The 24773-nt window shown below is 63.2% G+C and carries 21 protein-coding genes; 16 read left to right on the forward strand and 5 right to left on the reverse strand.

Going from position 1 to position 24773, the window contains the following annotated elements; genetic code table 11:
* Positions 1-13: 13 nt before the first annotated feature.
* The 3 genes from ACP7BY_RS16660 to ACP7BY_RS16670 all read right to left on the reverse strand — a co-directional run bounded on the left by ACP7BY_RS16660 (position 14) and on the right by ACP7BY_RS16670 (position 5822).
* Positions 14-3280 (reverse strand): efflux RND transporter permease subunit, encoded by a 3267-nt coding sequence (locus ACP7BY_RS16660; RefSeq protein ID WP_010405552.1) that lies wholly within the window; start codon positions 3278-3280, stop codon positions 14-16.
* Positions 3281-3283: 3 nt separating this feature from the next.
* The gene (locus ACP7BY_RS16665) at positions 3284-4453 is read right to left on the reverse strand and encodes an efflux RND transporter periplasmic adaptor subunit (RefSeq protein WP_010405553.1); all 1170 of its coding nucleotides are present in this window, start codon (positions 4451-4453) and stop codon (positions 3284-3286) included.
* Positions 4454-4541: 88 nt separating this feature from the next.
* Positions 4542-5822, reverse strand: a complete 1281-nt coding sequence (locus ACP7BY_RS16670; RefSeq protein ID WP_033963168.1) for a TolC family protein — start codon at positions 5820-5822, stop codon at positions 4542-4544.
* 279 nt (positions 5823-6101) lie between these two features.
* Here ACP7BY_RS16670 and ACP7BY_RS16675 point away from each other — a divergent pair, with 279 nt between their 5' ends.
* From ACP7BY_RS16675 to ACP7BY_RS16690, 4 genes are all read left to right on the forward strand, one after another.
* Positions 6102-6500, forward strand: a complete 399-nt coding sequence (locus tag ACP7BY_RS16675; RefSeq protein WP_033963081.1) for a MerR family transcriptional regulator — start codon at positions 6102-6104, stop codon at positions 6498-6500.
* Positions 6501-6612: 112 nt separating this feature from the next.
* The gene (locus tag ACP7BY_RS16680) at positions 6613-7353 is read left to right on the forward strand and encodes a transporter (protein WP_126849019.1); all 741 of its coding nucleotides are present in this window, start codon (positions 6613-6615) and stop codon (positions 7351-7353) included.
* A 119-nt stretch (positions 7354-7472) separates the two neighbouring features.
* Positions 7473-8705, forward strand: coding sequence for an aspartyl protease family protein (locus ACP7BY_RS16685; RefSeq protein WP_231564856.1), 1233 nt, complete (start codon positions 7473-7475; stop codon positions 8703-8705).
* Between the two features lie 313 nt (positions 8706-9018).
* Positions 9019-9255 (forward strand): copper-binding protein, encoded by a 237-nt coding sequence (locus ACP7BY_RS16690; protein ID WP_010405563.1) that lies wholly within the window; start codon positions 9019-9021, stop codon positions 9253-9255.
* A gap of 229 nt (positions 9256-9484) precedes the next feature.
* Here ACP7BY_RS16690 and ACP7BY_RS16695 read toward each other — a convergent pair whose 3' ends face one another.
* Together ACP7BY_RS16695 and ACP7BY_RS16700 are read right to left on the reverse strand one after the other, a co-directional pair.
* The gene (locus ACP7BY_RS16695; RefSeq protein WP_010405564.1) at positions 9485-10357 is read right to left on the reverse strand and encodes an undecaprenyl-diphosphate phosphatase; all 873 of its coding nucleotides are present in this window, start codon (positions 10355-10357) and stop codon (positions 9485-9487) included.
* Between the two features lie 65 nt (positions 10358-10422).
* Positions 10423-12945, reverse strand: coding sequence for a heavy metal translocating P-type ATPase (locus ACP7BY_RS16700; RefSeq protein ID WP_249340854.1), 2523 nt, complete (start codon positions 12943-12945; stop codon positions 10423-10425).
* A 67-nt stretch (positions 12946-13012) separates the two neighbouring features.
* Between ACP7BY_RS16700 and ACP7BY_RS16705 the strand changes: the two genes are divergently transcribed.
* From ACP7BY_RS16705 to ACP7BY_RS16760, 12 genes are all read left to right on the forward strand, one after another.
* Complete coding sequence (locus ACP7BY_RS16705) at positions 13013-13432, forward strand: MerR family transcriptional regulator (protein WP_010405566.1); 420 nt, start codon at positions 13013-13015, stop codon at positions 13430-13432.
* A 140-nt stretch (positions 13433-13572) separates the two neighbouring features.
* Positions 13573-15510 (forward strand): cytochrome c/FTR1 family iron permease, encoded by a 1938-nt coding sequence (locus ACP7BY_RS16710; RefSeq protein WP_029622657.1) that lies wholly within the window; start codon positions 13573-13575, stop codon positions 15508-15510.
* A 170-nt stretch (positions 15511-15680) separates the two neighbouring features.
* Positions 15681-16031 carry a hypothetical protein gene (locus ACP7BY_RS16715; protein ID WP_081988561.1) on the forward strand — a complete coding sequence of 117 codons (351 nt, stop codon included), beginning with the start codon at positions 15681-15683 and terminating at the stop codon, positions 16029-16031.
* Positions 16032-16096: 65 nt separating this feature from the next.
* A complete protein-coding gene (locus tag ACP7BY_RS16720) occupies positions 16097-17449 on the forward strand; it encodes a TolC family protein (protein WP_010405568.1) in 1353 nt (450 codons plus the stop codon).
* Positions 17449-18615 (forward strand): efflux RND transporter periplasmic adaptor subunit, encoded by a 1167-nt coding sequence (locus ACP7BY_RS16725; protein WP_010405569.1) that lies wholly within the window; start codon positions 17449-17451, stop codon positions 18613-18615. The genes ACP7BY_RS16720 and ACP7BY_RS16725 overlap by 1 nt, the downstream gene beginning before the upstream one ends.
* Before the next feature lie 3 nt (positions 18616-18618).
* Positions 18619-21873, forward strand: a complete 3255-nt coding sequence (locus ACP7BY_RS16730; protein ID WP_126849020.1) for an efflux RND transporter permease subunit — start codon at positions 18619-18621, stop codon at positions 21871-21873.
* Positions 21873-22220 (forward strand): DUF190 domain-containing protein, encoded by a 348-nt coding sequence (locus ACP7BY_RS16735; RefSeq protein ID WP_033963078.1) that lies wholly within the window; start codon positions 21873-21875, stop codon positions 22218-22220. The genes ACP7BY_RS16730 and ACP7BY_RS16735 overlap by 1 nt, the downstream gene beginning before the upstream one ends.
* Positions 22221-22366: 146 nt before the next feature.
* Positions 22367-22867, forward strand: coding sequence for an SRPBCC family protein (locus ACP7BY_RS16740; RefSeq protein WP_010405572.1), 501 nt, complete (start codon positions 22367-22369; stop codon positions 22865-22867).
* A 131-nt stretch (positions 22868-22998) separates the two neighbouring features.
* Positions 22999-23241, forward strand: coding sequence for a zf-TFIIB domain-containing protein (locus tag ACP7BY_RS16745; protein WP_010405574.1), 243 nt, complete (start codon positions 22999-23001; stop codon positions 23239-23241).
* A gap of 117 nt (positions 23242-23358) precedes the next feature.
* Positions 23359-23799, forward strand: a complete 441-nt coding sequence (locus ACP7BY_RS16750; RefSeq protein WP_010405576.1) for a hypothetical protein — start codon at positions 23359-23361, stop codon at positions 23797-23799.
* The gene (locus tag ACP7BY_RS16755; RefSeq protein WP_010405579.1) at positions 23799-24254 is read left to right on the forward strand and encodes an MgtC/SapB family protein; all 456 of its coding nucleotides are present in this window, start codon (positions 23799-23801) and stop codon (positions 24252-24254) included. The genes ACP7BY_RS16750 and ACP7BY_RS16755 overlap by 1 nt, the downstream gene beginning before the upstream one ends.
* 26 nt (positions 24255-24280) lie before the next feature.
* Positions 24281-24736, forward strand: a complete 456-nt coding sequence (locus ACP7BY_RS16760) for a hypothetical protein (protein WP_010405581.1) — start codon at positions 24281-24283, stop codon at positions 24734-24736.
* The last annotated feature ends 37 nt before the right edge of the window (positions 24737-24773 follow it).

Below are 24773 nucleotides of genomic sequence, written 5' to 3' on the forward strand. Positions count from 1 at the left end.
CTCGCCTCCTGTGTCATGTCGAGATCGGCTCGGGGGTCGGATGCGCCGCCACGCCGCCATCCGGCTCGGGATCGCGGTGCTTGCCCACGCGTTCGCCCCAGCCAAGCACCACGCGGGCGATGGCGGGGAGAACGAGCAAAGTGAGAATGGTAGCCGCAACCAAGCCCCCGATAACAGTGGTCGCCAGGGGCTTCTGGACCTCGGCGCCGGTGCCGTGCGCGAGCGCCATCGGCACGAAACCGATCGCCGGCACAAATCCGGTCATGACGACGGCGCGCATCTTTTCGGCCATCCCGTCGCGGATCGCCTGAGCGAGCGGAAACCCTGCCTCGATCCGTTCGCGTATCGCTGTCATCACCACGAGGCCATTGAGTACGGCGACGCCCGCAAGACAGATGAAGCCGACAGCGGCTGATACCGAGAATGCAATGCCGGTGAGCGCCAAGGTGAACACGCCGCCCGCCAATCCTAAGGGCACCGCCAGGAACACCGCAGTAGCGCGTCCAAAGCTGCCGAGAGCCATGTAGAGCAGGCCAAAGATCAACGCGAAACAGAGCGGCACAACGATCGAAAGCCGCTTAGATGCATCCTGCAGACTCTGGAACTGCCCGCCCCATTCGAGATAATAGCCGGCCGGAAGTTTGACCTGTGCAATCTTGGCCTGCGCTTCGGCGACGAACGACCCGGCATCACGTCCCAACAAGTTCACCTGAATGGCGAGACGGCGCTTGCCGTTCTCGCGCCTGATCTCATTGAGGCCTTCGGTGACGCGAATCTGCGCGACTTGCGAGAGCGGCACTTGCTGGCGAGCTTGCCCGGCCTTCTCGGGAAGCAACACCGGCAGCGCCTGGATGTCATCCAGGCTGGTGCGCGTGGTTTCGGGCACGCGCACCGTGATGTCGAACCGCCGGTCGCCCTCATAGAGCAAACCGGACTCGCGGCCCCCGAGCGCCGCGGAAACCGTGTCGGCCACTTCGCGCATCGTGAGACCATAGCGTGCAATGGCGGCGCGATCGAGCTTCACGTCGAGCGTCGGCGCACCACCAACCTGGTCAGCCTTTACGCTGCCCGCGCCCGGAATGGATTGCAGGACGCGAACCATCTCGCTGGCCGTCTGCGCCATCTTGTCGAGGTCGTCGCCGTAGAGCTTGATGGCGACGTCACCGCGAACACCCGCGATCAGTTCGTTGAAGCGAAGTTGGATCGGTTGGCTCATTTCATAGATTTGACCGAGCTGACCACGTGACACCTTCTCAATGCGCTCGATCACCTCGGCTTTTGTATGGACGCTGGCGGGCCACTGATCCTGGGGCTTGAGAATGATATAGCCGTCCGACATATTCTGCGGCATCGGATCGGTCGCAACCTCAGCGGTGCCGGTCTTGGAAAACATCAGCTCGACTTCGGGCAGTTTTTTCACGGCGGCCTCGACCTGTCGCTGCATAGCGAGCGACTGTTCGAGGTTGACCGAGGGAACGCGGGTCGAGGCGAGGGCAATATTCTTCTCGTCGAGCTGCGGGATGAACTCGCTGCCCAACAATCCGAACGCCGGCACCGCGGCGAGAAAGAAGGCCAGTCCGCCGAGGATGAACGGCCACGGCCGTGCGATCGCCTTGTCGAGCAGCGGCAGATAGCGCTCCTTGCTCTTGCGGATCAGCCACACTTCCTTCTCGGCGACCCGGCCGCGAATGAGCAGCGCCACCATGGCCGGCACGAAGGTCAGCGCCAGGATGAAGGCCGCGACCAGCGCGAGCATGATCGTGATTGCCATCGGCGAGAACGTCTTGCCCTCGACGCCGGTGAACATGAGCAGCGGCGCAAAGGCAAGCAGGATGATTGCTTGCCCGAAAACGGTCGGCTTTATCATTTCCTGAGCGGCGCGCATGGTCTCCTCAAGCCGCTCGCGAAGGGCGAGCAGCCGGCCCTCATGTTCCTGCCGGTGCGCTAGCCGCGCCAGACAGTTCTCGATGATGATCACCGCGCCGTCGACGATAAGACCGAAGTCGAGAGCCCCCAGGCTCATCAGGTTGCCGGGCACGCGAAAGGCGTTCATCCCCATTGCCATCATGAGGAACGAGAAGGGAATAACGAGCACCGCGATCAGCGCCGCGCGCCAGTTGCCGAGCAACAGGAATAGCGCGACCGCCACCAGGATCGCGCCCTCGGTCAGATTGCGCTGCACGGTCGCGACCGTCGCGTTGACCAGCTTCGAGCGGTCGAGCACCACCTTGACGGTAACGCCGGGCGGCAAGGTCTTCGATACCTGCTCGAGCTTTGCAGAGACATCCTGCGCAACGATGCGGCTGTTCTGACCGATAAGCATCAACGCGGTGCCGATGACGGCTTCTTTGCCGTTCACGCTGCCCGCACCGGTGCGAAGGTCGCCCCCGCTCTCGACATTGGCGATCTGGCCAACGGTGATGGGAACACCGCCGCGTGTGGCGGCGACGGCGTTCTTGATTTCATCCACCGAGCGAACCCGCGCATCGAGCCGAACCAAATAGCCTTCGCCGCCGCGGTTATAGTAGTTCGCGCCCACCGCGAGGTTGGCGTTCTCCAGCGCCTCGCCAAGCTCGCTATACGAGATACCGTAGGTCGAGAGTTTCACCGGATCTGGTTCAACCACGAATGTCTTGGCGTAGCCGCCGATCGAGTCGACGCCGGCCACGCCCGGAACGGCGCGGAGCTGTGGGCGGACGATCCAGTCCTGAACGGTGCGAAGGAACCCGGCCTGTTCGACCGCATTCGTCAGCCGATCGCCTTCGGGCGTCAGGTAACTCCGATCCGATTGCCAGCCGGGCTGGCCGTTCACAATTTTCGCGCCTTTGCCGTCAGGATTGGCATATTCGACCGTGTACATCACGACTTCGCCAAGACCGGTCGTAACCGGGCCGATCTGCGGCTGTACGCCGTCGGGCAACGTATCGCGCGCCTGGGTCAGGCGTTCGCCTACCTGCTGGCGCGCGAAATAGAGATCGGTGCCTTCCGAGAATATTGCGGATACCTGGCTAAAGCCATTGCGGGAAATCGAACGGGTCGTCTCCAGTCCAGGGATGCCAGCCAGCGCGGTTTCGATCGGATAAGTGACAAGCTTTTCCATCTCGACCGGCGAGAGGCGCCGATCGACGGTGTTGATCTGTACCTGTTTGTTGGTGATGTCGGGCACGGCGTCGATCGGCAGCTTGGTGAGCTGCCACAGGCCAAGACCGGCAATCGCCAGGAAGATGAACAGGACCGCCCAGCGCGCACGGACGGCCAGCGCGATAAGGTTGGCGATCATCTGTTATTCTTCCTCGCCCGCGCCCTTGCCGAGTTCGGCTTTGAGCAGGAAGGCGTTCTTGGTGGCGATGGTCTGCCCGGCTGAGAGGCCCGACACGATCTCGATGCGGCCGGCGCTGCGCTGGCCGGTAGTGACATTCTGGGCGCGGAAACCCTTAGCAGTGCGTGTGAACACGACGTCGCGACCTTCAAGGCTCTGAACGGCGTCTTCTGGCACGACAATCGCGTTCGAAACCTCGCCGCGGCTTGGCAGGAGCCGCACCCGGACTGCGAGACCCGGCTGCAGAGAACCGGGAACATCTAACACCGCAGTCGCGGAACGAGTCTCCCCGCTAAGGCCAGGGGTCACGGCGCGCACGCGCGCCTCGATCGTCCGCCCGCCGGGCAATTCGACGATTGCGCGGTCACCGGGGGATAAGCGCTGAGCATCAGCCGGACCGACCGCGGCTTCGATCTGAATCTTCGCAGGATCGGCAACCCGGAACAGTTCGGTCTCGGGTTGAACGAACGCCCCGAGACTTACGTTTTCGGCGGTCACGCGCCCTGTGATCGGACTTGCGACGACGACACCGCGACCATCGCTTGTGACGTTTGCCGCTCCCGCGGCGACCTGCGCGCGTCGCGCCTCGGCCGCCGCGGACGTCGCCCCGGCCTGAGCCTGCTCGAGATCGACCCGCGCGGATACTTTCTGCCGGTACAAATATTGCTCTCGCGCCAATGCCTTTTGCGCCAGCGCTGATTTGGCAGCTGCGACCGTGCGATCCGCCGCGAATTGAGCCGCCTCACGGCTCTCGACGATCGCGAGCGCTTCGCCTGCTCGTACGGGATCGCCCAGGCGCTTGAGCAAGCGCGTCACCGCACCTCCGGCTCTCGCTGTGACGATCGCCTCGCCAGTAGGGGAGGCTGCCACTGTCGCTTGGCTAACGATTTCGGCACCCAGACCGCCTGCCTTGACCGTTTCAGTCGCAATGCTAGCTTGCTGCATTGCTTGTGCGGTCATTGCCAAGGTATCCGGCTTCTTCTCCTTGCCCGATGCAGCCGCAGGAACGCTGGCCGGGGCCTCGACGGGCTTCGAGCCGCCCGTGGTATAGCGGGCAACCGCGAAACCACCGAGCGCGGCGATCAACGCGACACCGGCCGCACTGCCAAGCAGGCGCTTATCCTGAAGGATCATAGGTGTTCTCCGAGATAAAACGAGGCGCGAGCATACGACTTATGCCCAAGGCACGTGCGGCCGGAACCCGGCTTATGTTCCAAGTTCATCACTGCCGCGCCTCACCGTTGGCGAGGGTGGCTGGCGTCGTCAGACGCTGCAATCTCGCCACTGCATCGTGGTAGGCGGCAAGCGCATCGACATAGGCTTGCCGGGTTTGAGACAGCGTTCGCTCGGCGTCTAGCAGCGCGATCTGGTCAAACTTGCCTTGAGAGTAACCGATACGCGCGATCCTGGCCGCCTCCGCTGCGGCAGCGAGACCTGGGCCTCCCGTAGCGCGTGCAGTCGCGGCAGCATTGGCGACTTCGGTTTGCGCGCGGGCGATATCCTGGCGGGTATCGAGTGCCACGAGGGAGCGCAGCGCCTGAGCCTGCGTCTGCTCGGCTTGCGACTGACTGACGAAGGCCCGACCATTGTTAAAGATCGGGATGGGGACACTCACGCCGACCACGGCGGCTGTGTCATTGGTCTCCGCCAAACGACGGGCTCCTGCGCTGATCGTGATGTTAGGAATGCGTGACGCGCGAGCTAGTCGGACCTGAGCATCCGCCGCGCGAACGTCGGCGGTGGCAGCGGCAAAAGCGAGAGTCTCTTCGACATCGACGGGCTGAGCGGGCCCATAGAAACTTGCGACCTGATCGAACCAGGCGCGGTCAAGCAGCCCCGTGATCGGGCGACCGATGAGCGCGGCGAGATTTAGTCTTGCAGCCTGTGCCTGCCGCCCCGCACTGTCGGCAGCGACCTGTGCGTTGATCCGGAGGACATCAGCGCGTTGCTGCTCGATTGGCGATGCCGCGCCGGCACGAACGCGTTCGCTTGCGATCCGCAAGGCATTTGCTGCAATAGCAGACTGCTCCGACAGCACTTCTGTACGACGCTCGGCTGCGGCCGCCTCGACATAGAGCTGCGTGATCCTGAGCCGAAGGTCGGCAACGGCGATTGCGGTCTGGATCTCAGCCCGGGTCAGTCGTGCGTTCGCCAGCGCAAGCCGCGCGCTGCGCTTGCCTCCTAGTTCCAGAGGCAGCGCAATTCCGACGCTTGATTCAGCGCTGCGGAAGCCTCGATATTGCCCCGAACCCGCTAAATTTTCGACTTGCAGCTGAACCTCGGGGTTTGGGCGCAATCCCGCTATCGTACGGGCGGCCGTGACCGCCTGCACACCGGCAGTCGATGCTGCGATCGAGGGCGAAGCGGCGCCGCCCTGAGACAAGGCCGCTTCAAGGCTAAGCACCTCTCCCTCGGTCGAAGTCGTCGGCACCCCCGGTTGAGACCCCGTTTGCGCCTGCGCGACCGACGCGCCAGCGAGGCACGCGACCAGCGTTGCATTCAGCACGCACAAAACCGCGCGCGGCGGAACGATCATCCTGCGCACCTCTAGGTTGCCGGCCGGAGTTCAGTCCGCGCATTGCGGACGATCTCATACGCGGAAGGAAGGAACAGAAGCGCGATCACGCCGTCAACCGTGAGGTCGGGCAACGCTCGCCCCGTCCATGGCGGGCGGGCGCGTTAACGATTCGGGTGTCAATCATCTGGCTTCTTTACAATCTCTAGCTGCTGTAGGAGCAAGCGCAAAGTTCGATGGCAGCAAATGATTTGGAGCAAATGCGAGATGAAGATTGGTGAGTTGGCGCGCGCGACTGCGACCAAGGTGACGACGATCCGCTTTTACGAGCAAATTGGTGTGCTCGAAACACCTGAGCGCACATCCTCGGGCAGACGCACCTATGGTGACGGCGACGTGGATCGCCTGAACTTCGTGCGGAACGGGCGAAGGCTCGGTTTCTCGATCGAGGAAATTCGTTCGCTCCTCGCGCTTGCCGATCAACCGGAGCGCGACTGTGCGGAAGCAGCGGAAATCGCAGCGCGGCACCTGGTCGGTGTGGAGGATCGGCTTCGCCAGCTTTCTGCCTTGCGCGACGAGCTGAGCGCCATGAGCGCGAGCGGGTGCTGCGCCCGAACGATGGCCGAGTGCCGGGTCATTCAAGCGATAGCGCGGCCAGCCGCTTAGGTGCCGACTGATTGCGTCCAGGAGCGGAGTAAGTTTTCGATGCCCCATTGCCATCTTCGCACATCAACAACGCTCATTATCGTTGCGGCGTTCGCAGTGGCAGCTCCAGCTCATGCGGACCCTTCCGACGACTTCATCAATCCCGATCGGCCCGGGATCGCGGATGGAAGCACGACGGTTGGCCAGGGGTCATTTTCAGTTCGAGACGGCTATCCAGCGCGAGTATCGCAGCAACGGCGATGAACGAGAGCATACGACCTTTATTCCGAGGCTGCTGCGATATGGGTTCAGCAAGAACTGGGAGTTCCGTGTCGAAGGCAACACGTTCACTCGGCAGCGCCAGCACGACCCGGCCCTAGTCGATACGGACAGCAGCGGGTTTGCGCCGTCCTCGATTGGTCTGAAGTACAATATCGTCAAGGCAGTGGGATCGACCCAGCCATCAATCGGCGCAATCGTTCGGGTCTTTCCACCTTCTGGTTCCAGTGCTTTTCGTAACTCGCGCGCAACCGGGGATTTCCGCTTGGCGGCCGACTGGAATTTTGTCGACAAATGGTCATTGAACCCCAACGTCGGCGTGGCGGTGTACGAGGACGACACGAAGCGCTCCTATGCCGCCGGACTGTTCGCAGCTACGTTGAACTACAATCCGAGCAAGATCCTGAATTTTTTCGTCGACACCGGGCTTCAATATGCCGAGGAGAAGAATGGACGTGCTTCGTTGATCTTCGACGTTGGGGCCGCGTACATCATCGGGCACGATATACAGATTGACCTTAGCGTCGGGACGGGTGCCGCCGGCACAAAACCACCTCATCCTTTTCTCGCGGCGGGCTTCTCGAAACGCTTCTGATCGCTAAACCCGCAGCATGGCCGTATCATTTTCGGTCGGGGGGCTTGATCCTTGAGGGGCTGGAGCATGTAGCAACGCTCGAACCTCTCCGCGACTCGTGAGAAGCGAATGGAAATTCGGTGGAACCCAGGGAAGAAATCAAGACGATTTGGCATGCTGACCGGCGGGCGGCGATCATGTGGCTCGGGGCCGGGCTCATGACGAGCATTCCGCTTCCTCTATTGGCAGCGAGGACCGAGCGGGGTCGGTCTTGGGGCGGCTTCGCTACGCCTCCGGTCTGGCGCCCGATAGAAGTCGCAACCGGCGACACGCTGATCGTGCCGGCCAAGGTGTCCGGCGTAGCAATCGACGCGGTGCTCGACAGCGGAAGCGGCGCGTCAATTATCAGCAAACCGCTCGCGGCCAAGCTTGGCTTGACGAACCTGGAGCCGCGACGGATCAACGGCCTGGGCGGCAAGGCTCCGGTTGGTCTGGTCCGTAATGTCGCGGTGATGCTGGACACTCATGCTACCGTCCTCCCCTCCGCAGTCGTTGCAGACTTGGGGGCGGTTTCGGCCGCCTTTGGTCGGCCGATCGACATGATCCTCGGGTCAGACGTACTAGCGGGTGGCTGCCTGGCGCTCGATTTCACGACACGGCGGTTTGCATTTGAGAAGACCGCCAGCTTTGTGGGGGGTCCGGAATGGACTGTACTTCCGCTCGGGCACGGGGCCAAACGGGAATTGTTTGTGCTCGCGTCCATCGCCGGACTGGACCCGGTGCCGCTGATGCTCGATTTCGGCAGTTCGTCGGCGTTGATGCTATCCTCCGCCTATATCGAGGCGCACTCCGTTCTCGTCGGCAAGACCGTCTCCACCGCCGCCCTTGGCGGGGTCGAGGGAGTGCAAATCGTCAAGGCCTTCGTTGCCGACAAGGTGAGCCTGGGCGCGCTCTCGAGCGCCTTAGTTCCGGCGCTCGCCCTTGATCGGTGGACCTCGGTGAGCACGGTAGGGAATGTGGGGATGCCGTTGCTCGGACAATTCGACATCGTACTGGACGTGTCTCAAGGACAGTTGTGGTTGCGTTCCGCCCCTCCTCGGGCGCGCCTGCCGATGCTGAAGGATCGAAGCGGCCTCGGCCTCGCCGCCTCCACTACTGACCTGACTGTCGTGCATGTGGCATCCGGCAGCCCTGCGGATCGGGCGGGGTGGGCCGTCGGTGAGCAGGTTGTAGCCGTGGACGGTCGTCCTATCGACAGCTCCTATACGCGGGGATTGCTTTGGCAATGGCGCTACGGCCCCGCAGGAAGCCGGGTAACGCTTAAGCTCGCGAACGGAACGACGCGGGTTCTAAAGCTTGCCGACTACTACTGAGCAGCTCGACACGAAAGCAATGGGAAGCTACAGGTCCTGCTCGGGACTGGCGCTGGTTTGGAGGTGATGAGCCGGATCGCCATACTCAGTCGGTGGCATGCTGGCAGCCTCGCCGGTGTCAATGTTCGTTTTGGCGGCCGCTTAGCCGCTGTTGCTGCGCAAGCCGCTACGTCCATCTTCCAAAACGACCCCAACCTCTCAGCAAAAGGAAGTCATCATAAGAGCGCTACGCATCGCATTGCGTACCGCCGCCATCTTCCGCCGGTCCGGCCCTCGCTCAATCCATGAGCGGAGATATGAAAGGCATGCCGGTATGGCGGGCATGGACAAGAAGGCGCCTGCCGTCACGACGGGGCAGGGTGTCGATGTCATCACCGCGATCGATACCAAGGCGAACAAGCTCACGATCCAGCATCGGCCGATACTGGCGGTGGGCTGGCCAGCAATGACCATGGCGTTCAAAGGCCATTCCGCCGACACCGTTCGTGCCTGCGACGTCGGCGATCAGGTCGGATGCCCGTTGATCACAACATTGTCTGCTACCAATTGAGCACGATTTGATCGATGTTGCTGCAAGAGCGGCGAACCTGTCACGGCGCCTCTCATCGTCGCCGAAATCTAGTATCTATCGGACTGTGGCTACATCTGACTGAGCTGCACGACCATTCGCCTGATACCAGATTGGGTGAACCTCCTAGGCATAGGCATAGGCATAGGCATCGCGATGCGTCGACGAGGCATTGCCATGCCAATTTCCCGATGTGTTGGGAGGCTGACGCTTAGACTAGCCAGGCGTTGGTGGTCGCGATGACCAGAAGAACGCCAAGCACTCCGCGATAGATGACGAAGGGCCAGGCGGAGAAGCGCTCGAGGACGCGCATTAGCGCCCAGATCGCCGCGAATGCTGAAACGGTTGCGACGCCAAGGCCGACCGCCAGAATGGACCAGCCGTGCATGTCGAGGTGGACTTTGTGCAGCTCCCACAATTCCTTCAATCCGGCGAGAGCGATAGCCGGGATGCCCAACAGGAATGAAAAGCGCGCAGCTTCTTCACGCTTAAATCCGAGTGCGAGCGCAGCGGTGAGAGTCGATCCGGAGCGTGAGACGCCTGGGATGAGGGCTCCGACCTGGGCCAGGCCGACGAGCAGCGCGTCCACCAGTGATGCATTCTCGACGCTGCGGCGGTGGCGTGCCAGGATTTCGGTGAGCGCCATCAGCACCGCCATCAAGATGCACGCCCAGCCAATCACCGGCAATGCGCGAAGGGGTGAGTTGCATGTATTGAGGCTGCTCGAAAGTAACGCGCCCGCCAGCGCGATAGGAATCGTTGCCAGCACGATCCAGGTCGCCAGACGAAGATCGGGATCGGCGAATTCGCGGCGGCTGATCGCCGACACTGACCCGACCGCAAGACGGCGAACGTCTCGCCAAAAATAGCTGATAACGGCGGCGAGCGCCGCAAGCTGCATCGCGGCCGAAAAGGCCGAACCCGGATCTCGCCACCCCAGCACGGCAGGTACGACGCGCATATGGGCTGTCGACGAAATCGGCAGAAGTTCGGTAATGCCCTGCACCACGCCCAATAGGGCGACCTTGGCATAGCCCAATGTCACAAAGCCCGTGTCGATGCTCGCGGTACATTGGCCGGCCATATCAATGTAGTCCTTTGCGGGATGGAAGAGCGAAGATCGTGGCTTCGGGACGCTCGGTAACCGGGCTATCGCGCCTGCTGGTCGCGATCGATAAGACGCAGCCCGTTGAGCACGACCAGGAGCGATGCTCCGACATCTGCTGCTATCGCGCCCCAGAGCGACGCCATTCCAAGCAGCGTCAGCCCCCCGAAGACGAGCTTTACCGCAAGCGAGAAGCCGATGTTCTGCCGGATGATGGTGAGTGTCGCTCGTGAGTGCCGAATGAGCCACGGTAGCTGGGAGAGATCGTCCTGCATCAGTGCGATGTCGGCCGTCTCGATCGCCGCATCACTCCCAATCGCGCCCATCGCGATGCCGAGGCTCGCCCGCGCCATCGCCGGCGCGTCGTTGACGCCGTCACCGACCATGGCAACAAGGCCGTGCTGCGCCACCAGTCTTTCTATCGCCTCGACCTTCTGTTCGGGAAGCAGCTCGGCGTAAACCTCATCCACGCCGGTTTCATGCGCGATCGCTTCGGCCGGCGCGCGAGCATCTCCCGTGAGCATGACCACTTGAGCGATGCCAAGGGCGTGTAATTGTGCAACGATTAGTCTTGCTTCAGGTCGCACCGCATCACCCACCGCGATCAACCCGATCACTGTCATGGATTCCCAGACCGCGATTCCAGTCAGTCCGGCTCCAGCGATACGTTTCAAGGCGGTTGTCAGTTTTTCGCTGTCGCCGCCGCCGAGCCTCTGTTCAAGATAGATGGCAGAACCGACCCAGACGTGGCGATCATTGATCTTGCCAACAACCCCTAGGCCCGGGACAGCCGTCACGTCTTTCGCGGGGACCACGTCTATGCCGCGCTCCGCTGCAATGGCGAGGATTGCGCGCGCAATGGGGTGTTCGCTGCGGGCTTCAACGGCAGCAGCAAATGACAGTAACTCAGATTCGCTCCGGGTGCCGATCGGTATGATTTCGATCACCTTGGGGCGGCCAAGCGTGAGTGTGCCGGTCTTGTCCATCGCAATCGCCGTGAGGCGGGCAGGCGTTTCCAGATGGACACCTCCCTTGATCAGCACGCCCCGCCGGGCCGCGCCGGTCAATCCTGCGACTATGCTGACAGGGGTCGAGATGACCAGGGCGCAGGGACAGGCGATGACGAGCAACACCAGCGCTTGATAGAACCATGCGGCCCAACTTCCCCCGAGCAGAAGCGGCGGCACGAGGAATGCCGCCAGGGAAAGCGCCATCACGACCGGCGTGTATATCCGCGCGAAGCGTTCCACCCACTGTTCGCTCGGAGCCCGTTTGCTCTGCGCCTCGCCGACCATGCGCACGATACGCGCGAGCGTGGTGTCGGAGGCTGGCCGGGTGGTTACGATCTCGAGCGCGCCCATGCCGTTGATGGTCCCGGCATAGACCACCGCGTCTTGCGTCACCGTAACGGGTACGCTTTCGCCCGTGATTGGCGCCTGATTGACCGCGCTCGTCCCCGCAACCACATAGCCGTCGAGCGGTATCTTTCCGCCCGGGGGAACGATCACATGGGTTCCGACCGCAACTTCGGCAACGGGTACGTCCTTCTCGACGCCTGCCGCATCTCGTATCCGGGCAGAATCCGGCGCGATTTCCATAAGTGCGGCGACGGCACGGCGGGCACGTCCCAGGCTCCATGCCTCAAGCGCCAGCGCAAGGGCGAAGAAAAATGCGACAGTCGCCGCTTCGAACCATTGGCCGATGCCGAGGGCACCCGCCACCGCGACCAGCATGAGCAGGTTCATGTCCGGCCGGAGTCGCCGCGCCGCGAGGATCGCCTTGGGTGCGACGTATCGAACTGCCGACAGGACCGACAAGGAATAAGCGAGCATCGCCAGAACCGGGGGGTGCGCCTCGCGCGCCAGACTCTCGTGCAGTACCGCAGCGAAGCCGTTTGCGCGCGCGTGAATCGCAAAACCGACCAGGACCAAAGCGCCGCTTGCGATGGTCAGCCCGGCCTGAACCCGGCGTCGCCGCTGCTCCTCTGGCGCACCGGCACTGCGCTCGCCTTCTTTCCACAGTTCGGCGCGCATCCCCGTGCGTTCGACTGCCCTTAGGATGTCGGCGTGAAGAGAGAGATCGGCACCGCTCGCGATCGACATGCGACCGTTGATGAGATCGAACGACAGATTTTCCGGCCCTACGATCGGACCGAGTTCGCGCTTGAGCACCGCGACTTCGTCACCGCAGTCCATGCCATGGATTTCGAAAATGACGCCGTCCGGATGGTCCGGGAGAGCCTGGGCAACGGGCGCCGGTTCACCCGAGCAGCTTCTGCAACCGTCGGCTCCTGCGGCATCTTTTGAGATACCGCTCTGACCATCTAGCTCGGCGGTCATCCCGGTGGTCGATACGGCCGCGATCACGGCTTCGACTGTGAGGCCGGACGCGACATCGACGTCGAGCAGGCCAAGCTTCGGCTGGAACGACAAAAACCGCTCATCTCCAACGAGTGGGATAAGCGCTTCTCTGAGCAATCGAACCTCATTCTGGCAGTCTAGCCCCTGGACCTTGAAGCGCCACCGGCGCCCTATCGCTATGGGGCTCGTCCCGGTCTGCTCGAACATTGCGTCACCTCGACTTTTCGACATGACACCCACTATACAGTCTGAAGTCACTAGAGGGTCAAACGATATGTCCACCGAGCCGCTCAGCATCGGGAGTCTCGCCAAAGCCACCGACAGCAAGGTGGAGACGATCCGCTATTATGAGAGCATCGGCTTGTTGGCGGCGCCCGCCCGAACAAAGAACAACTATCGCGCCTACACCGCCCAACATCTCGCACGGCTCAGTTTCATTCGCAGGGCTCGCGCGCTGGGTTTCTCGATCGACCAGGTTCAGGAGTTGCTCAAGCTCGCCGACCAGAAGGATATTTCTTGCAAGGCGGTGGACGCGATCGCGCGGGAGCATCTCGCCGAAATCGACCGAAAGCTCCGCGATCTGAATACTTTGAGGTCCGAGTTGAGCAACGTGATTGTCCAGTGCGGACAGGGCACTATTTCCGAGTGCCGCATCATCGAGACATTGGCGCCGGATTCCGCCACGTTCAGCTGAGCAGGGCGGTTGATGATACCACCGTTCGCAATTGCCAGCAGCTAATGCAAACAAGTCGCAAAACCACTTGACCCTCTAGCGGCTAGAGGGTGTAGACGTTGCGCATGTTTACGCCTTCAAACAGCCCTTTGTCGATTCTCTTGCGGACGGTCTCGTTGCGCCGCGCGCTGGCGGTGCTCGGCGCCCTCTTGTTTGCCCTTGGCACAAGCGTCGCGGCCCATGCCCAAACGACCGACGTCCAGACGGCATGGCGGCTACTTGATTATATGGCGGTCGACTATGGCGGTGCTGTCAGCGGCGGACGGGTGAAGAGTCCTTCCGAATATGCCGAGATGACCGAATTCGCGGCCTCGGTATCGACTCGCCTTTCGACGCTGTCGCCCACGCCGGCGCGCGGGAAGCTGATCGCGGGCGCAGCTCGACTTCAGGGCGTCATCGCCGCGAAGGGAACGCCCGAAGAGGTCGCCCGCATCGCCCATGGCCTCGCCGCCGATCTGCTCAAGGCCTATCCCGTGCCGCTCGCGCCGGGCAAGGCGCCCGACCTCGCCCGCGGCGCCACGTTGTTCGCGCAGAATTGCGCGAGTTGTCACGGCATGACCGGGGATGGGCATGGCCCCGACGCGGCGAAGCTCACCACGCCGCCGATCGCCTTCAGCGAAATAACGCGCGCGCGGCAACGCAGTCCCTTCGCGCTGTACCAGGTCATCGACCAGGGCATCGACGGCACGGCGATGCAAAGCTTTGCGACCTTGCCGAGCGATGATCGCTGGGCGTTGGCCTTCTATGCCGGTCGCTTTGCCTTTCCCGACGCCCTTGCAAGCCAGGGCGAGCGGCTGTGGAAATCCGATCCCGGCCTGCGGCACATGATCCCCGACCTGACAACACTGGCGGGACTGACCCCGGAGGTGCTTGCCAAGACGATCGGACCTGCCAAGGCCGACGCGGTGATCGCCTATCTGCGCCGTCACCCGGACGCGGTGATCCGGCAGGCACCCGGCTCGCTGACCATCGCGCGCGAAAAACTGGCACGGAGCCTTGCCGCGTACCGCGGTGGCGACCGTCACGCTGCCCAGGAACTCGCGCTTTCGGCTTATCTCGATGGCTTCGAGCCACTCGAGCCGATGCTGACCGCGCGCGACGCAACGCTCATGGGGCACATCGAAAGCGCCATGGGCGAATTTCGGGCATCACTCCAGCAAGGTCGCCCCGCCGACGAGGTTGCCACGCGCGTCCAGGTGCTCGACGGCCTGTTCGACGATGCCGACGCGGCATTGTCCCCGGACGCAGCGAGCAGCGCATCGACCTTCCTGGGCGCCTTCACCATTCTGCTGCGCGAGGGGCTCGAAGCCCTGCTGATCGTCGTCGCGATGATCGCTTTCCTCCGCAAGGCCGAGCGGCCTGAAGTGCTGCCCTATGTCCATGGCGGCTGGATCGGGGCGCTCATAGTCGGCGCGGTCACATGGGGAATCGCGACCTATGCGATCGGGATCAGCGGCGCGAGCCGGGAGCTTACCGAAGGGTTCGGGTCGCTGTTCGCGGCTGTCGTCCTGCTCTCCGTGGGGATCTGGATGCACGGCAAGGCGCAGGCGGACCAATGGCAGCGCTACATCCGCGAGAAGATATCGCACGCATTGTCGAAGCAGTCGGCCTGGTTCCTGTTCGGCCTGGCCTTCATCGTCGTTTATCGCGAGGTGTTCGAGACGATGCTGTTCTATGCCGCGCTCTGGACCCAGGGCAATGGCGGCATGATGTTGGCGGGCGCCGGCTCGGCGGTCGTTCTGCTCGGGCTCATTGCCTGGGCCATGTTGCGCTACAGCCGCGCCCTGCCGATCGCGAAATTCTTTGCCTACAGTGCTTGGCTGATGGCCATCCTCACCGTAGTCCTCGCCGGCAAGGGCGTGTCGGCGCTACAGGAAGCCGGCATCATCGACATTGCGCCGCTTGGCGGCGGGATCCGCGTTTCTATGCTCGGTATCTTCCCGACCTTGCAATCGATGGCGGCTCAGCTCCTGATGTTCATCGCGGTAATCGGCGGGTTCATCCTCAACCGGCGCCGAGCCGCTGCGGCCACCGGCTGATGCAGCCCGAACGCGCGTGTATATTCCTAGGCGAGTGGGTGCGTGCCGAGGCGATCCCGATATGGCGCAAGGCACGTCCTATTTTATTGCAGACTTTCCGATGACGGCTTTATTTCTTCATGCGACGAGCGGACTAGCCCGTTACCTGCGTTCCTGTTAGAGCGTGATCCGTGCGACGCCTGCTGAACATCCTTGCGTATTTGACGATCGCCCTCTCCTTGGGAACGACGGCGACTGCGCATGTGCTGGAGCGACCGGATGTTAGCGCTTCATCCCATGAGGCGCGCGTGGACGAAGTTGCGTTAGGCCATGTACCTGGCGACGCCGACCAAGTGCCTTCTGATAGCGACAAGGGCTATCCTCATCATCACGGTGGTTGCCATGGCGATCACGTCGCAGCGCCGGTCAAGGCTACCAACGCAGCACTGACGCGCGATCTTCGGGTCGCCCCCGTCTTCGCGAGTCATTCCATGCGGCCGCTCTCTACCGCCGATCCGGCGCTGAGGCCTCCCCAAGCCTGAGGATCCGCTGACCTCGCCGGCAATTGCCGCGCGGGGCGAACCCGGTTCGTCAGGAGTTATCATCCATGTATCGTACAATCGCGGCCGTCATGGTCGCGGCGTCCCTTGCCGGTGCGGCCGGGGCGCAAACAACAACGCCGCCCGGCATTCCGGCGGCGACCACTTCGTCACAATCGGCCGATGCGTTCTCGCTCGAGAACGCTCTCGCTGCGGGCGGCATGCCATCCATCCCGTCGGCCGTCCTCGACAACGGCGCGGCATCGGGGGGGAGCGGATCGGCTCCACTTCCGTCGATCGCGGCGGCCACGGCCGGCGTCGATGCCGCGACCGCGGCGCGGCGTGTCGCAGGCTTGCGCCCCAACCCAGAAGTGCAGGCGCAGGTTGAGAATCTTGCGGGGACCGGCGTCTACAAGGGTTTGCGAAGCTCCGAGACGACGGTTGGCGTGGCGCTCCCGCTAGAGTTGGGCGGCAAGCGGCCAGCGCGTGTCGCGCTTGCAACCGCACGCCTCAGTCGCGCGCAAGTCCAGGCTGAAATCGCGAAGGCGGATCTCCGCTTGCGGATTACGCAGCTCTATATCGAAGCCGCCGCCGCCGAGCGCCGTGCCGAAGTGCTGAGCGAGCAGGCAGGGATCGCCAACAACGCGTTCCGGGTCTCAAGCGAGCGCGTCAAGGCCGGCGATGTAGGTCCGATCGAGCAACAGCGCGCCGATGTGCTGCGCATCAATGCGCAGGTCGCAGCCGATATCGCGGCCCGGCAGGCACAGGCGGCGCGTGCAAACCTTGAGACATTGTTGTCGGTGCCGGTGATGGGCCCACTCGATCGCGCCTGGTTCGAGCGGATCGCTGATTACGGACCGCCCCGGCCCGTCGATGTTGATGGGACGCTCGCCTTGGTTGCTGCGGAAGCGGATGTTCGCACCGCGGATGCGCAGGTTCGCGTGGCTCGGTCGTTGCGGGTTCCTGACGTAACGGTCAGCGCCTCCGCCCGCCGACTGGCGGCGACCAACGACACCGCCGCGGTCGTCGGCATTTCGATCCCGATCCCGTTCTTCAACAACGGCAGCGCCTTCGTGGCGCAGTCACGCTCTGAACAGACGCAGGCGATCGCGCTGCGCAACCTCGCCGTGATCGATACCCGGCAACAGATCGCTAGCGCACAAACCGAAGTGGCGAACGCCGCTGCGACCGCGCGAGCGGCGGGCGGGCCGGGACTGGCGGCGGCACAGGAGGCCGCCCGCATAGCGCGGATCGGTTGGACGCAGGGCAAGTTCGACCAGATCGCGCTCCTCGATGCCGAGCGCACGCTTTCACAGACCCGCCAGACCTACGTCGATGCGCTTGCGGCGTACCACGACGCGCAGGCCCGGCTCGACCGGCTCACGACGCCGGCCCCGACGATTTCCGGAGATGATCGATGATGAACGATAAGCGCTTTCTTGGCGGTGCGGCGGCTGTCGCGATCGTCGCCGCACTTGGCGGCTTCGGGATCGCACGCTGGACCGCGAGTGAACCTGCCGCGACCGAAGCGGCAAGCGGCAACACCGCCGCCCCTAAAGAGGAGAAAAAAAACCCCGACACGGTGGCGATGACCGCGCAAGCGGTCCAGCAGGCCGGTATTGCCGTCGAGACGATCAATCCCAGCGGGCTCGGCGCGGAAATCGTAGCGCAGGCGACAGTCAGCGCATCACCGCAAGGCGAAGCGATCGTGACCGCCCGCGCAGGCGGCGCGGTCACGCGATTGATGAAGCGGCTCGGTGATCCGGTGCGTGCCGGCGAAACGCTCGCCGTCGTCGAAAGCCGGGACGCGGCGCAGTTTGCTGCCGATCGCACAGCTGCCGCTGCGAAATCGACGCTGGCGCAAAAGGCACTCGCCCGCGAGCAATATCTATTCCGCCAGAAGGTCTCGGCGCGGGTCGAGCTTGAACAGGCAGAAGCCGAGGCCGCGTCTGCTGTGGCTGAGGCGCGCCGCGCCAGCGTGGCGGCAGGGGCCGCACGGGTGACGTCCGATGGCCGCGGCGTGTTGGTGTCCAGCCCGATTTCCGGCCGCGTTACCTCGGAGAACGTAAGCTTGGGCGCCTTTGTCCAGCCCGAGACCGAGCTGATGCGCGTCGCCGATGCGTCGAAGATACAGGTCGAGGCCGCGGTCGGACCGACCGATGCACAGCGGCTATCGCCCGGCGATCGGGCGATTATCGAATTGCCCGACGGCCGAACCGTGGAAGCACGGGTGCGCGCCGTCACGCCTGGCCTCGCCAATGACACGCGCTCGGCGACTGCTGTCCTCGATGTGACGGGCAGCCTTCAGCCAGGGCTCGCGGTGCGCGTGCGGCTCCTACCGAGCGGAGGCGGCACGACTAGCAATGCGATCGTGGTGCCGGAGGATGCGGTGCAGACGCTCGAGGGGCGTGACATCGTGTTCGTGCGGACCGCGCGGGGCTTCAAGGCTCAGACCATCACGATCGGACAACGCAGCAACGGCCGGGTCGAGATCCTGAAGGGTCTCGCGGCAGGCAGCCAAGTCGCAACCAAAAACGCATTTCTGCTCAAGGCCGAACTCGGCAAGGGCGCGGGCGAGGAAGAATAGATCATGATCGCAAATCTCATGGCGCTCTCCGTCCGCGCACGCTGGACGGTCCTCGCATTGTTCCTCGTCATCGCCGGCCTCGGCGTGTGGCAGCTTTCCAAGCTGCCGATCGACGCGGTGCCCGACATCACTACCAAACAGGTTCAGATCAACACGATCGATCCGCGGCTGTCGCCGGTCGAAATCGAAAAGCTCGTCACCTATCCAGTCGAAATTGCGCTCGCAGGCATTCCCGGGCTAGAAACCACACGTTCGATCTCGCGCAACGGCTTCAGCCAGGTCAGTGCGATCTTCACCGACAGCACCGACCTCTATTTCGCGCGCCAGCAGGTCGGTGAGCGCCTGCGCCAAGCGGCCGAAAAATTGCCGGACGGTGTGCAGCCGCAGGTCGGGCCGGTCTCGACCGGCCTCGGCGAGATCGTCATGTATACGGTCGGCTACGCCAATCCGGACGGCAGGGGCGCGAAAAAGGTCGCCGGCCAACCCGGCTGGCAGCCTGACGGCAGCTATCTGACGCCCGAAGGCGAACGACTAACGGACGCGGTGGCCAAGGCGAGCTATCTGCGAACTGTCCAAGACTGGATCATCGGTCCGCAGCTTCGCTCGGTTAAGGGCGTTGCCGGCGTCGACTCGATCGGCGGCTTCGCTAAGACATTCGTGGTTGAGCCTGATCCGACGAAACTAGCCAGCTATGGCATCTCCTATAGTGAACTTGGCCAAGCTCTCGAGAACGCAAATCTCGCGGTGGGCGCGAACTACTACAACCGCGGTGGTGAAGCGTACCTTGTGCGCGTCGACTCCCGCGTGCGTACCGTTGACGAAATCCGCAACGCGGTCGCCGCTACGCGGGGCGGGACGCCGATCACGATCGGCCAGATCGCCAACGTTCGTGTTGGCGGTGACCTGCGTACCGGCGCTGGCAGCATGAACGGCCGCGAAGCGGTCATCGGCACGGTGCTGATGCTGATTGGACAGAACAGCCGGGTCGTGGCCGAACAGGCGACTACCAAGCTCGATCAGATAGCAAAGACGTTGCCGCCCGGCATCCAGGTTAAGGTGGTGCTGAACCGCGCGGCGCTGGTCGGGGCAACGGTGGCCACGGTCCAGCGCAACCTGACCGAAGGCGCGATCCTCGTCGCGGCGTCGCTGTTCCTGCTGCTCGGCAACTGGCGCGCCGCGGTGATCGCGACGCTGGTAATCCCGTTCTCGTTCCTGATGATGGCCATGGGAATGAACGCGTTCAACGTCCCCGGCAATTTGATGAGCCTGGGCGCGCTTGACTTTGGGCTGATCGTCGATGGCGCGGTCATCATCATCGAAAACTGCCTCGCCCGATTGGCGCATAGGCAAGAACATGAGGGAAGGCTGCTTTCGGTCAGGGAGCGGCTGGAGGAGACCATGCGGGCCGCGCAGGAGATGATCAAGCCGACCGTTTTTGGTCAGGCCATCATCCTCCTGGCATTTGCACCGCTGCTGACCTTCACCGGCACCGAAGGCAAGACGTTTTCGCCGATGGCGATCACGATCATGCTCGCGTTGGTGGCGGCGTTCGTGCTGGCGATCACGCTGGTTCCGGCGCTGGTCGCAATCCTGATCCGCGGCAAGGTCGCGGAGAAGGATGTGTGGCTGATCCGCAAGTCCAAAGAGCGCTACCTTCCACTGCTCGACAGGGCGATCGCCAAGCCGTGGCCGTTCATCATCGGCGGGCTTGCCTTCTTCCTGGCGGCGATCCCCGCCTTTGGACTGCTCGGTTCCGAGTTCATCCCCCAGCTCGACGAGAAAAATCTCGCCTTCGCGTCTACGCGCGTGCCCTCGGTCAGCCTCGAACAATCGCTGTTGATGGAACGCAAGGTCGAGGAGGCGGTGATAAAGGTGCCGGAAGTCGCGTTGATGTTCTCCAAGACGGGCATCGCGGAAGCCGCAACTGACCCGGCGCCGCCGAACGTCTCGGACGGGTTTGTGATCCTGAAGGAGAAGGAGGAATGGGCCAAGGGCACGACCAAGGCCGACATCGTTGCCAAGATCCAAAAGGCGACCGGCGGACTGCTCGGCAATCTTTATGAGGTCAGTCAGCCGATCCAGCTCCGTTTCAACGAGCTGATCGCGGGCGTCCGCGGCGACGTCGCGATCAAGATCTACGGCGACGATCTTGACAAGATGGCGCAGACCGCTGGCGAAATGGTGCGGGTGCTCCAGACGGTACCCGGCGCGGCGAGCGTCAAGGCCGAACAGGTCGGGGGCGCGCCAGCGCTCGACGTAAAGCTCAATCGCGCGGCGATCGCGCGGTACGGCCTGACCATCCGCGATGTCGCGGATACCGTTGCGGCTGGACTCGGCGGTCGTGAGTCCGGGCGTGTGTACGAGGGCGATCGGCGTTTTGATATCACCGTGCGTGTGCCAGATGCGACCCGTGCCAATCTCGACGACATCCGCTCGTTGCCGGTGCTGCTACCCGAGGTAGCGGGTCGTCCGCGTGGGCAGGTGCCACTGGCGCAAGTCGCGCAAATCCGGCTGACCGAGGGTCTGAACCAGATCAGCCGCGAGAACGGCAAGCGTCGCGTCGTTGTTCAGGTTAACCTGGGCGGTCGAGATGCCGGGTCGTTCGTACAGGAGGCGCAGGCAAAGATCGCGCAGATCAAGCTACCGGCCGGCTACTATCTTGAGTGGGGTGGCCAGTTCGAGAACCTGGCTGCAGCGTCCAAACGACTGTCGATCGTCGTTCCACTTTGCTTCCTGGCCATCTTCGGGCTCCTCTATATGGCGCTCGGCGGGTTCGGCAGGGCGGCATCGGTGTTCCTGGCGGTTCCACTGGGCCTCGCCGGCGGCGTGTTCACACTGGCGCTGACGGGCATCAACTTTTCGGTGTCGGCGGCGGTTGGGTTCATCTGCCTCGCCGGCGTGGCGGTGCTAAACGGGCTTGTCGTCATGACGGCGATCCGAGACCGGAGTGAAGGTGGACTGCCTATCGCGCAGGCGATTCGCGAAGGCATGGCCGAGAAGATGCGCGCGGTCATCATGACGGGGTTCGTGCCGGCGATCGGCTTCGTGCCGATGGCGCTCGCGCACGGTACCGGCGCTGAGGTCCAGAAGCCGCTTGCGACGGTCGTGATCGGCGGCCTGATTGCGGCAACTATCCTTACCTTGCTCGTGCTGCCGGCGCTCGCGAAAGTGATCCTCGGGCGAACCCAGGACCAAAAAGAACAAGAGGGTAGCACCCCGCACGACGAGGATCCTGCCCCTTTGATAGGAGAAGCGTGATGGGACAACCCGCTCGAAAATTGCTGCGGATCTACACAGACGAAGCGGCCTATATCGGCGATCGCAAGGTTTTCGAACATGTCGCCTCGCTGGCGCGCGATCGGAAGATGGCGGGTCTCACGGTGCTTGAGGCGCTGATCGGGTTTGGGGCGTCGTCGCACGTCCACCGCCGCCATGTGCTCGAAAGTGATCGAGCCGTGGTGATCGAGATCGTCGATTTTGAGGATGCGTTGCGCGCGTTCGTTGCCAGTCTGGATGATGTGCCTGACATCGGCCTCATCACTCTCGAAGCCGTAGAGGTCATCGGGGGCAAGGCCAGTAAAACGCTGGAAAGCCCTAGCCAATGAGGATCGGCCCGCACGCACCGGGGCCTGGTCCGTACCAGCCCCTGGCGTCCACGCAGCTCCCATCAATTTCCCGCTTAATCGGGGAGGAGGCCGCTTTTGCGCGGCCTCCGGTTCGGCCGTGTCGGGCCCCGACAGGACAGGCAGTCATGAAGGAAGAGACGAGTTTCGATTTCAACATGTCAGCGCTCCGCGTTTGGTCGCTGATCTCCGATCTAAGGAGCTTTGCACGATGGCACCCCGTATATCGCATCGCGGGCGAGGCCGAACGTGGTGCCGAAATCGATGTGACATGGCTCCTGTTCGGCGGCGATCGGAAAATGACGACGCAAATGATCATCAACCGGCTGACGAAACCCCAGCTCATCGGATGGCAGATGGGTGTGCGAGGTTTTCTCACCCTGGACGAACGCTACGAGATCGAGCCTATCGCGAACGGCGTCTGTGTTCACCATTCAGTCGAATGTCGGGGTATCGTCGGCGCCTTGGTCGGCCGCATGATGCGCAAGGGCCTGCGCCGGACCATGCGTCAGCAGGATGCGGCTTTTTTGGCCCTTCTGCGCCGTCAGTCCCGATTGCCGGGGCGATCCACGCGAAACCGCCCACGGCCGATTAAACCGCCCGCTGCTCGCAATGCCGCCAATGACTGACACGCTGTCGAACGCGGCGGACATTGGCTGATCGTCATTTGCTTCTTAAATCCAAAAGAAAGGGTGTCGTCATGGTAGAGAACAGAACCTCACAAGGTCTGTTGTGCCCGACTTGCAAGGTTGATCTCGTCATGAGCGAGCGCCAAGGCATCGAGATTGACTATTGCCCGCAATGTCGCGGGGTCTGGCTCGATCGCGGCGAACTCGACAAGATCATCGAGCGCAGCGCCGGCGGCGACATCGCGCCGCCGGCGAGCGGCGGTCGCGCCGGGATGTTCGACGATCGTGGCCATGGCGATCATGGCGGGAAGCACGGCGACGAGCGGGGCCATAAGGGTCGCCGCAAGGGCTTCCTGAGCGAATTGTTCGACTGAACTGCTGTGGATCGGCCGCCGCACAACGAGTCCTTCGGGTGTCCGTGTGAGAACGGCCCGCGCCATGGGCGTGCCCCCTGTAGCGCCCATGGCGATAGATCGTGGGAAGACAGGGAGATGACGGCTCGGCGACCTAGCAGCGGTCCGGTTCGATGGATCATCATCGCAACCGGGCTTGCCCTGGCGCCGGGCCTGCTCGGCTGCTCGCCATCTGCGAGCGACAGCGAGGCCAAAGCATCCCGTGATCGTCAGATGCCCGACTTCATTGGCGAGCATTTCTACGCATGTCCTGATGGTTCACGCCTCGATGTCGATTTTCTCGGCGATGGCCTGACCCTCGCTATAAAGACAAATCCGAACGCAGCCCCGATGCGAGTGACTTCGCCGGCAAGCGGGCTGACCTACGTCGGCCCAAATCTTAACGTGTCGATCTCAGGCGGCGACCTGATCACGCTCGAGCGCCCCGGCGCGCGCGCCATGACCTGCAAGAGGGCGCCCGCCTATCGAGATTCAGCGGACAAGGCAGCAAGCGGAAAAGCCGCGGGCTCGGCCGCATGATGCTGCTGCCGTCATTGTGGGAAGCCCTTTCCCATATCGTCAGCCTCGCGCTGGCGTATGCGCTAGCGCTTCCGGTTGGCTGGGACCGGGAGAAGGACGAACGCAGCGCTGGCATCCGAACCTTTCCGTTGGTCGCCATCGCCAGTTGCGGGTTCGTGCTTGTCGCTATCGCCATTCTCGGTCGCACGTCTCCTGCCCAAGCACGTCTGCTCGAAGGATTGATCACAGGCGTCGGGTTCATCGGCGGTGGCGCCATTTTGAAGCATGGCGGAAAGGCTTCCGGGACCGCTACCGCTGCAAGCCTATGGGCGACCGGAGCGCTGGGGGCCGCAGTCGGCTATGGTCTCTACGACATCGCGGCGGTTCTCAGCTTGACGACCTTCCTGACGTTGCGCTTTTCTCATCCGCTGAAGCGTGCCTCCCAAGATCACGTCGAGCCGGTTGACCGGCAATGAGGCACAATCGTCCCGCAGACACGCGCATGAAATGGCGAGTGCCGAAGAGTGGTGGGCAATCCGAGCCGGTGTCCGCGCTCCCGAGCGGCGACCGTCGTTCACGCTTGGTGCGCTGGGCTTCTCTGCTCGAACGCGATCCGCACCGGCTTATCGCGCTGCTGCGTCCGTCATGGGCAGCGGGCGACGACATCTCACCGATGGCCGCGAATCCAAGCGCCATCGAACTGGCTTGGGCCGACCCGGTTTTTCGCGTGACGGGTCTCACGGGACGCTCTCGGACTGACGTGAAATCGTTTTTCCGCCTTTCGGATACCGAGCTGGACCGGATCGCGTCCGGGTCTTGGCGCGTCCCGGTGCGCCCTGCCTGGCAGGTCGCGGCGCGAATACGAAACGTCGCCGATCCGCGCCGTGAAAAGCTGATCCTGGTTGGCGTCATCGTCACGATCGCCGGCGTCATCGGAGCTGCTCAATGGCTTTTATGAGTATCAGGATGTGCCCGGCGACACACATGACGCGATT

Origin of the sequence: Sphingomonas sp. PSPC2-2 (genome assembly GCF_049897725.1) — a bacterium.
In the GTDB taxonomy this organism is placed as follows: Bacteria; Pseudomonadota; Alphaproteobacteria; order Sphingomonadales; family Sphingomonadaceae; genus Sphingomonas.

Excerpts from the sequence above, each read along its gene's own strand:
- ACP7BY_RS16695 (WP_010405564.1), bottom strand. The coding sequence starts at position 10,357 with ATGGCCGGCCAATGTACCGCGAGCATCGACACGGGCTTTGTGACATTG.
- ACP7BY_RS16760 (WP_010405581.1), top strand. The coding sequence starts at position 24,281 with ATGAAATGGCGAGTGCCGAAGAGTGGTGGGCAATCCGAGCCGGTGTCC.
- ACP7BY_RS16700 (WP_249340854.1), bottom strand. The coding sequence starts at position 12,945 with ATGTTCGAGCAGACCGGGACGAGCCCCATAGCGATAGGGCGCCGGTGG.
- ACP7BY_RS16755 (WP_010405579.1), top strand. The coding sequence starts at position 23,799 with ATGCTGCTGCCGTCATTGTGGGAAGCCCTTTCCCATATCGTCAGCCTC.
- ACP7BY_RS16725 (WP_010405569.1), top strand. The coding sequence starts at position 17,449 with ATGAACGATAAGCGCTTTCTTGGCGGTGCGGCGGCTGTCGCGATCGTC.
- ACP7BY_RS16675 (WP_033963081.1), top strand. The coding sequence starts at position 6,102 with ATGAAGATTGGTGAGTTGGCGCGCGCGACTGCGACCAAGGTGACGACG.
- ACP7BY_RS16720 (WP_010405568.1), top strand. The coding sequence starts at position 16,097 with ATGTATCGTACAATCGCGGCCGTCATGGTCGCGGCGTCCCTTGCCGGT.
- ACP7BY_RS16690 (WP_010405563.1), top strand. The coding sequence starts at position 9,019 with ATGGCGGGCATGGACAAGAAGGCGCCTGCCGTCACGACGGGGCAGGGT.
- ACP7BY_RS16730 (WP_126849020.1), top strand. The coding sequence starts at position 18,619 with ATGATCGCAAATCTCATGGCGCTCTCCGTCCGCGCACGCTGGACGGTC.
- ACP7BY_RS16745 (WP_010405574.1), top strand. The coding sequence starts at position 22,999 with ATGAGCGAGCGCCAAGGCATCGAGATTGACTATTGCCCGCAATGTCGC.
- ACP7BY_RS16665 (WP_010405553.1), bottom strand. The coding sequence starts at position 4,453 with ATGATCCTTCAGGATAAGCGCCTGCTTGGCAGTGCGGCCGGTGTCGCG.
- ACP7BY_RS16680 (WP_126849019.1), top strand. The coding sequence starts at position 6,613 with ATGCGGACCCTTCCGACGACTTCATCAATCCCGATCGGCCCGGGATCG.
- ACP7BY_RS16735 (WP_033963078.1), top strand. The coding sequence starts at position 21,873 with ATGGGACAACCCGCTCGAAAATTGCTGCGGATCTACACAGACGAAGCG.
- ACP7BY_RS16660 (WP_010405552.1), bottom strand. The coding sequence starts at position 3,280 with ATGATCGCCAACCTTATCGCGCTGGCCGTCCGTGCGCGCTGGGCGGTC.
- ACP7BY_RS16740 (WP_010405572.1), top strand. The coding sequence starts at position 22,367 with ATGAAGGAAGAGACGAGTTTCGATTTCAACATGTCAGCGCTCCGCGTT.
- ACP7BY_RS16750 (WP_010405576.1), top strand. The coding sequence starts at position 23,359 with ATGACGGCTCGGCGACCTAGCAGCGGTCCGGTTCGATGGATCATCATC.
- ACP7BY_RS16705 (WP_010405566.1), top strand. The coding sequence starts at position 13,013 with ATGTCCACCGAGCCGCTCAGCATCGGGAGTCTCGCCAAAGCCACCGAC.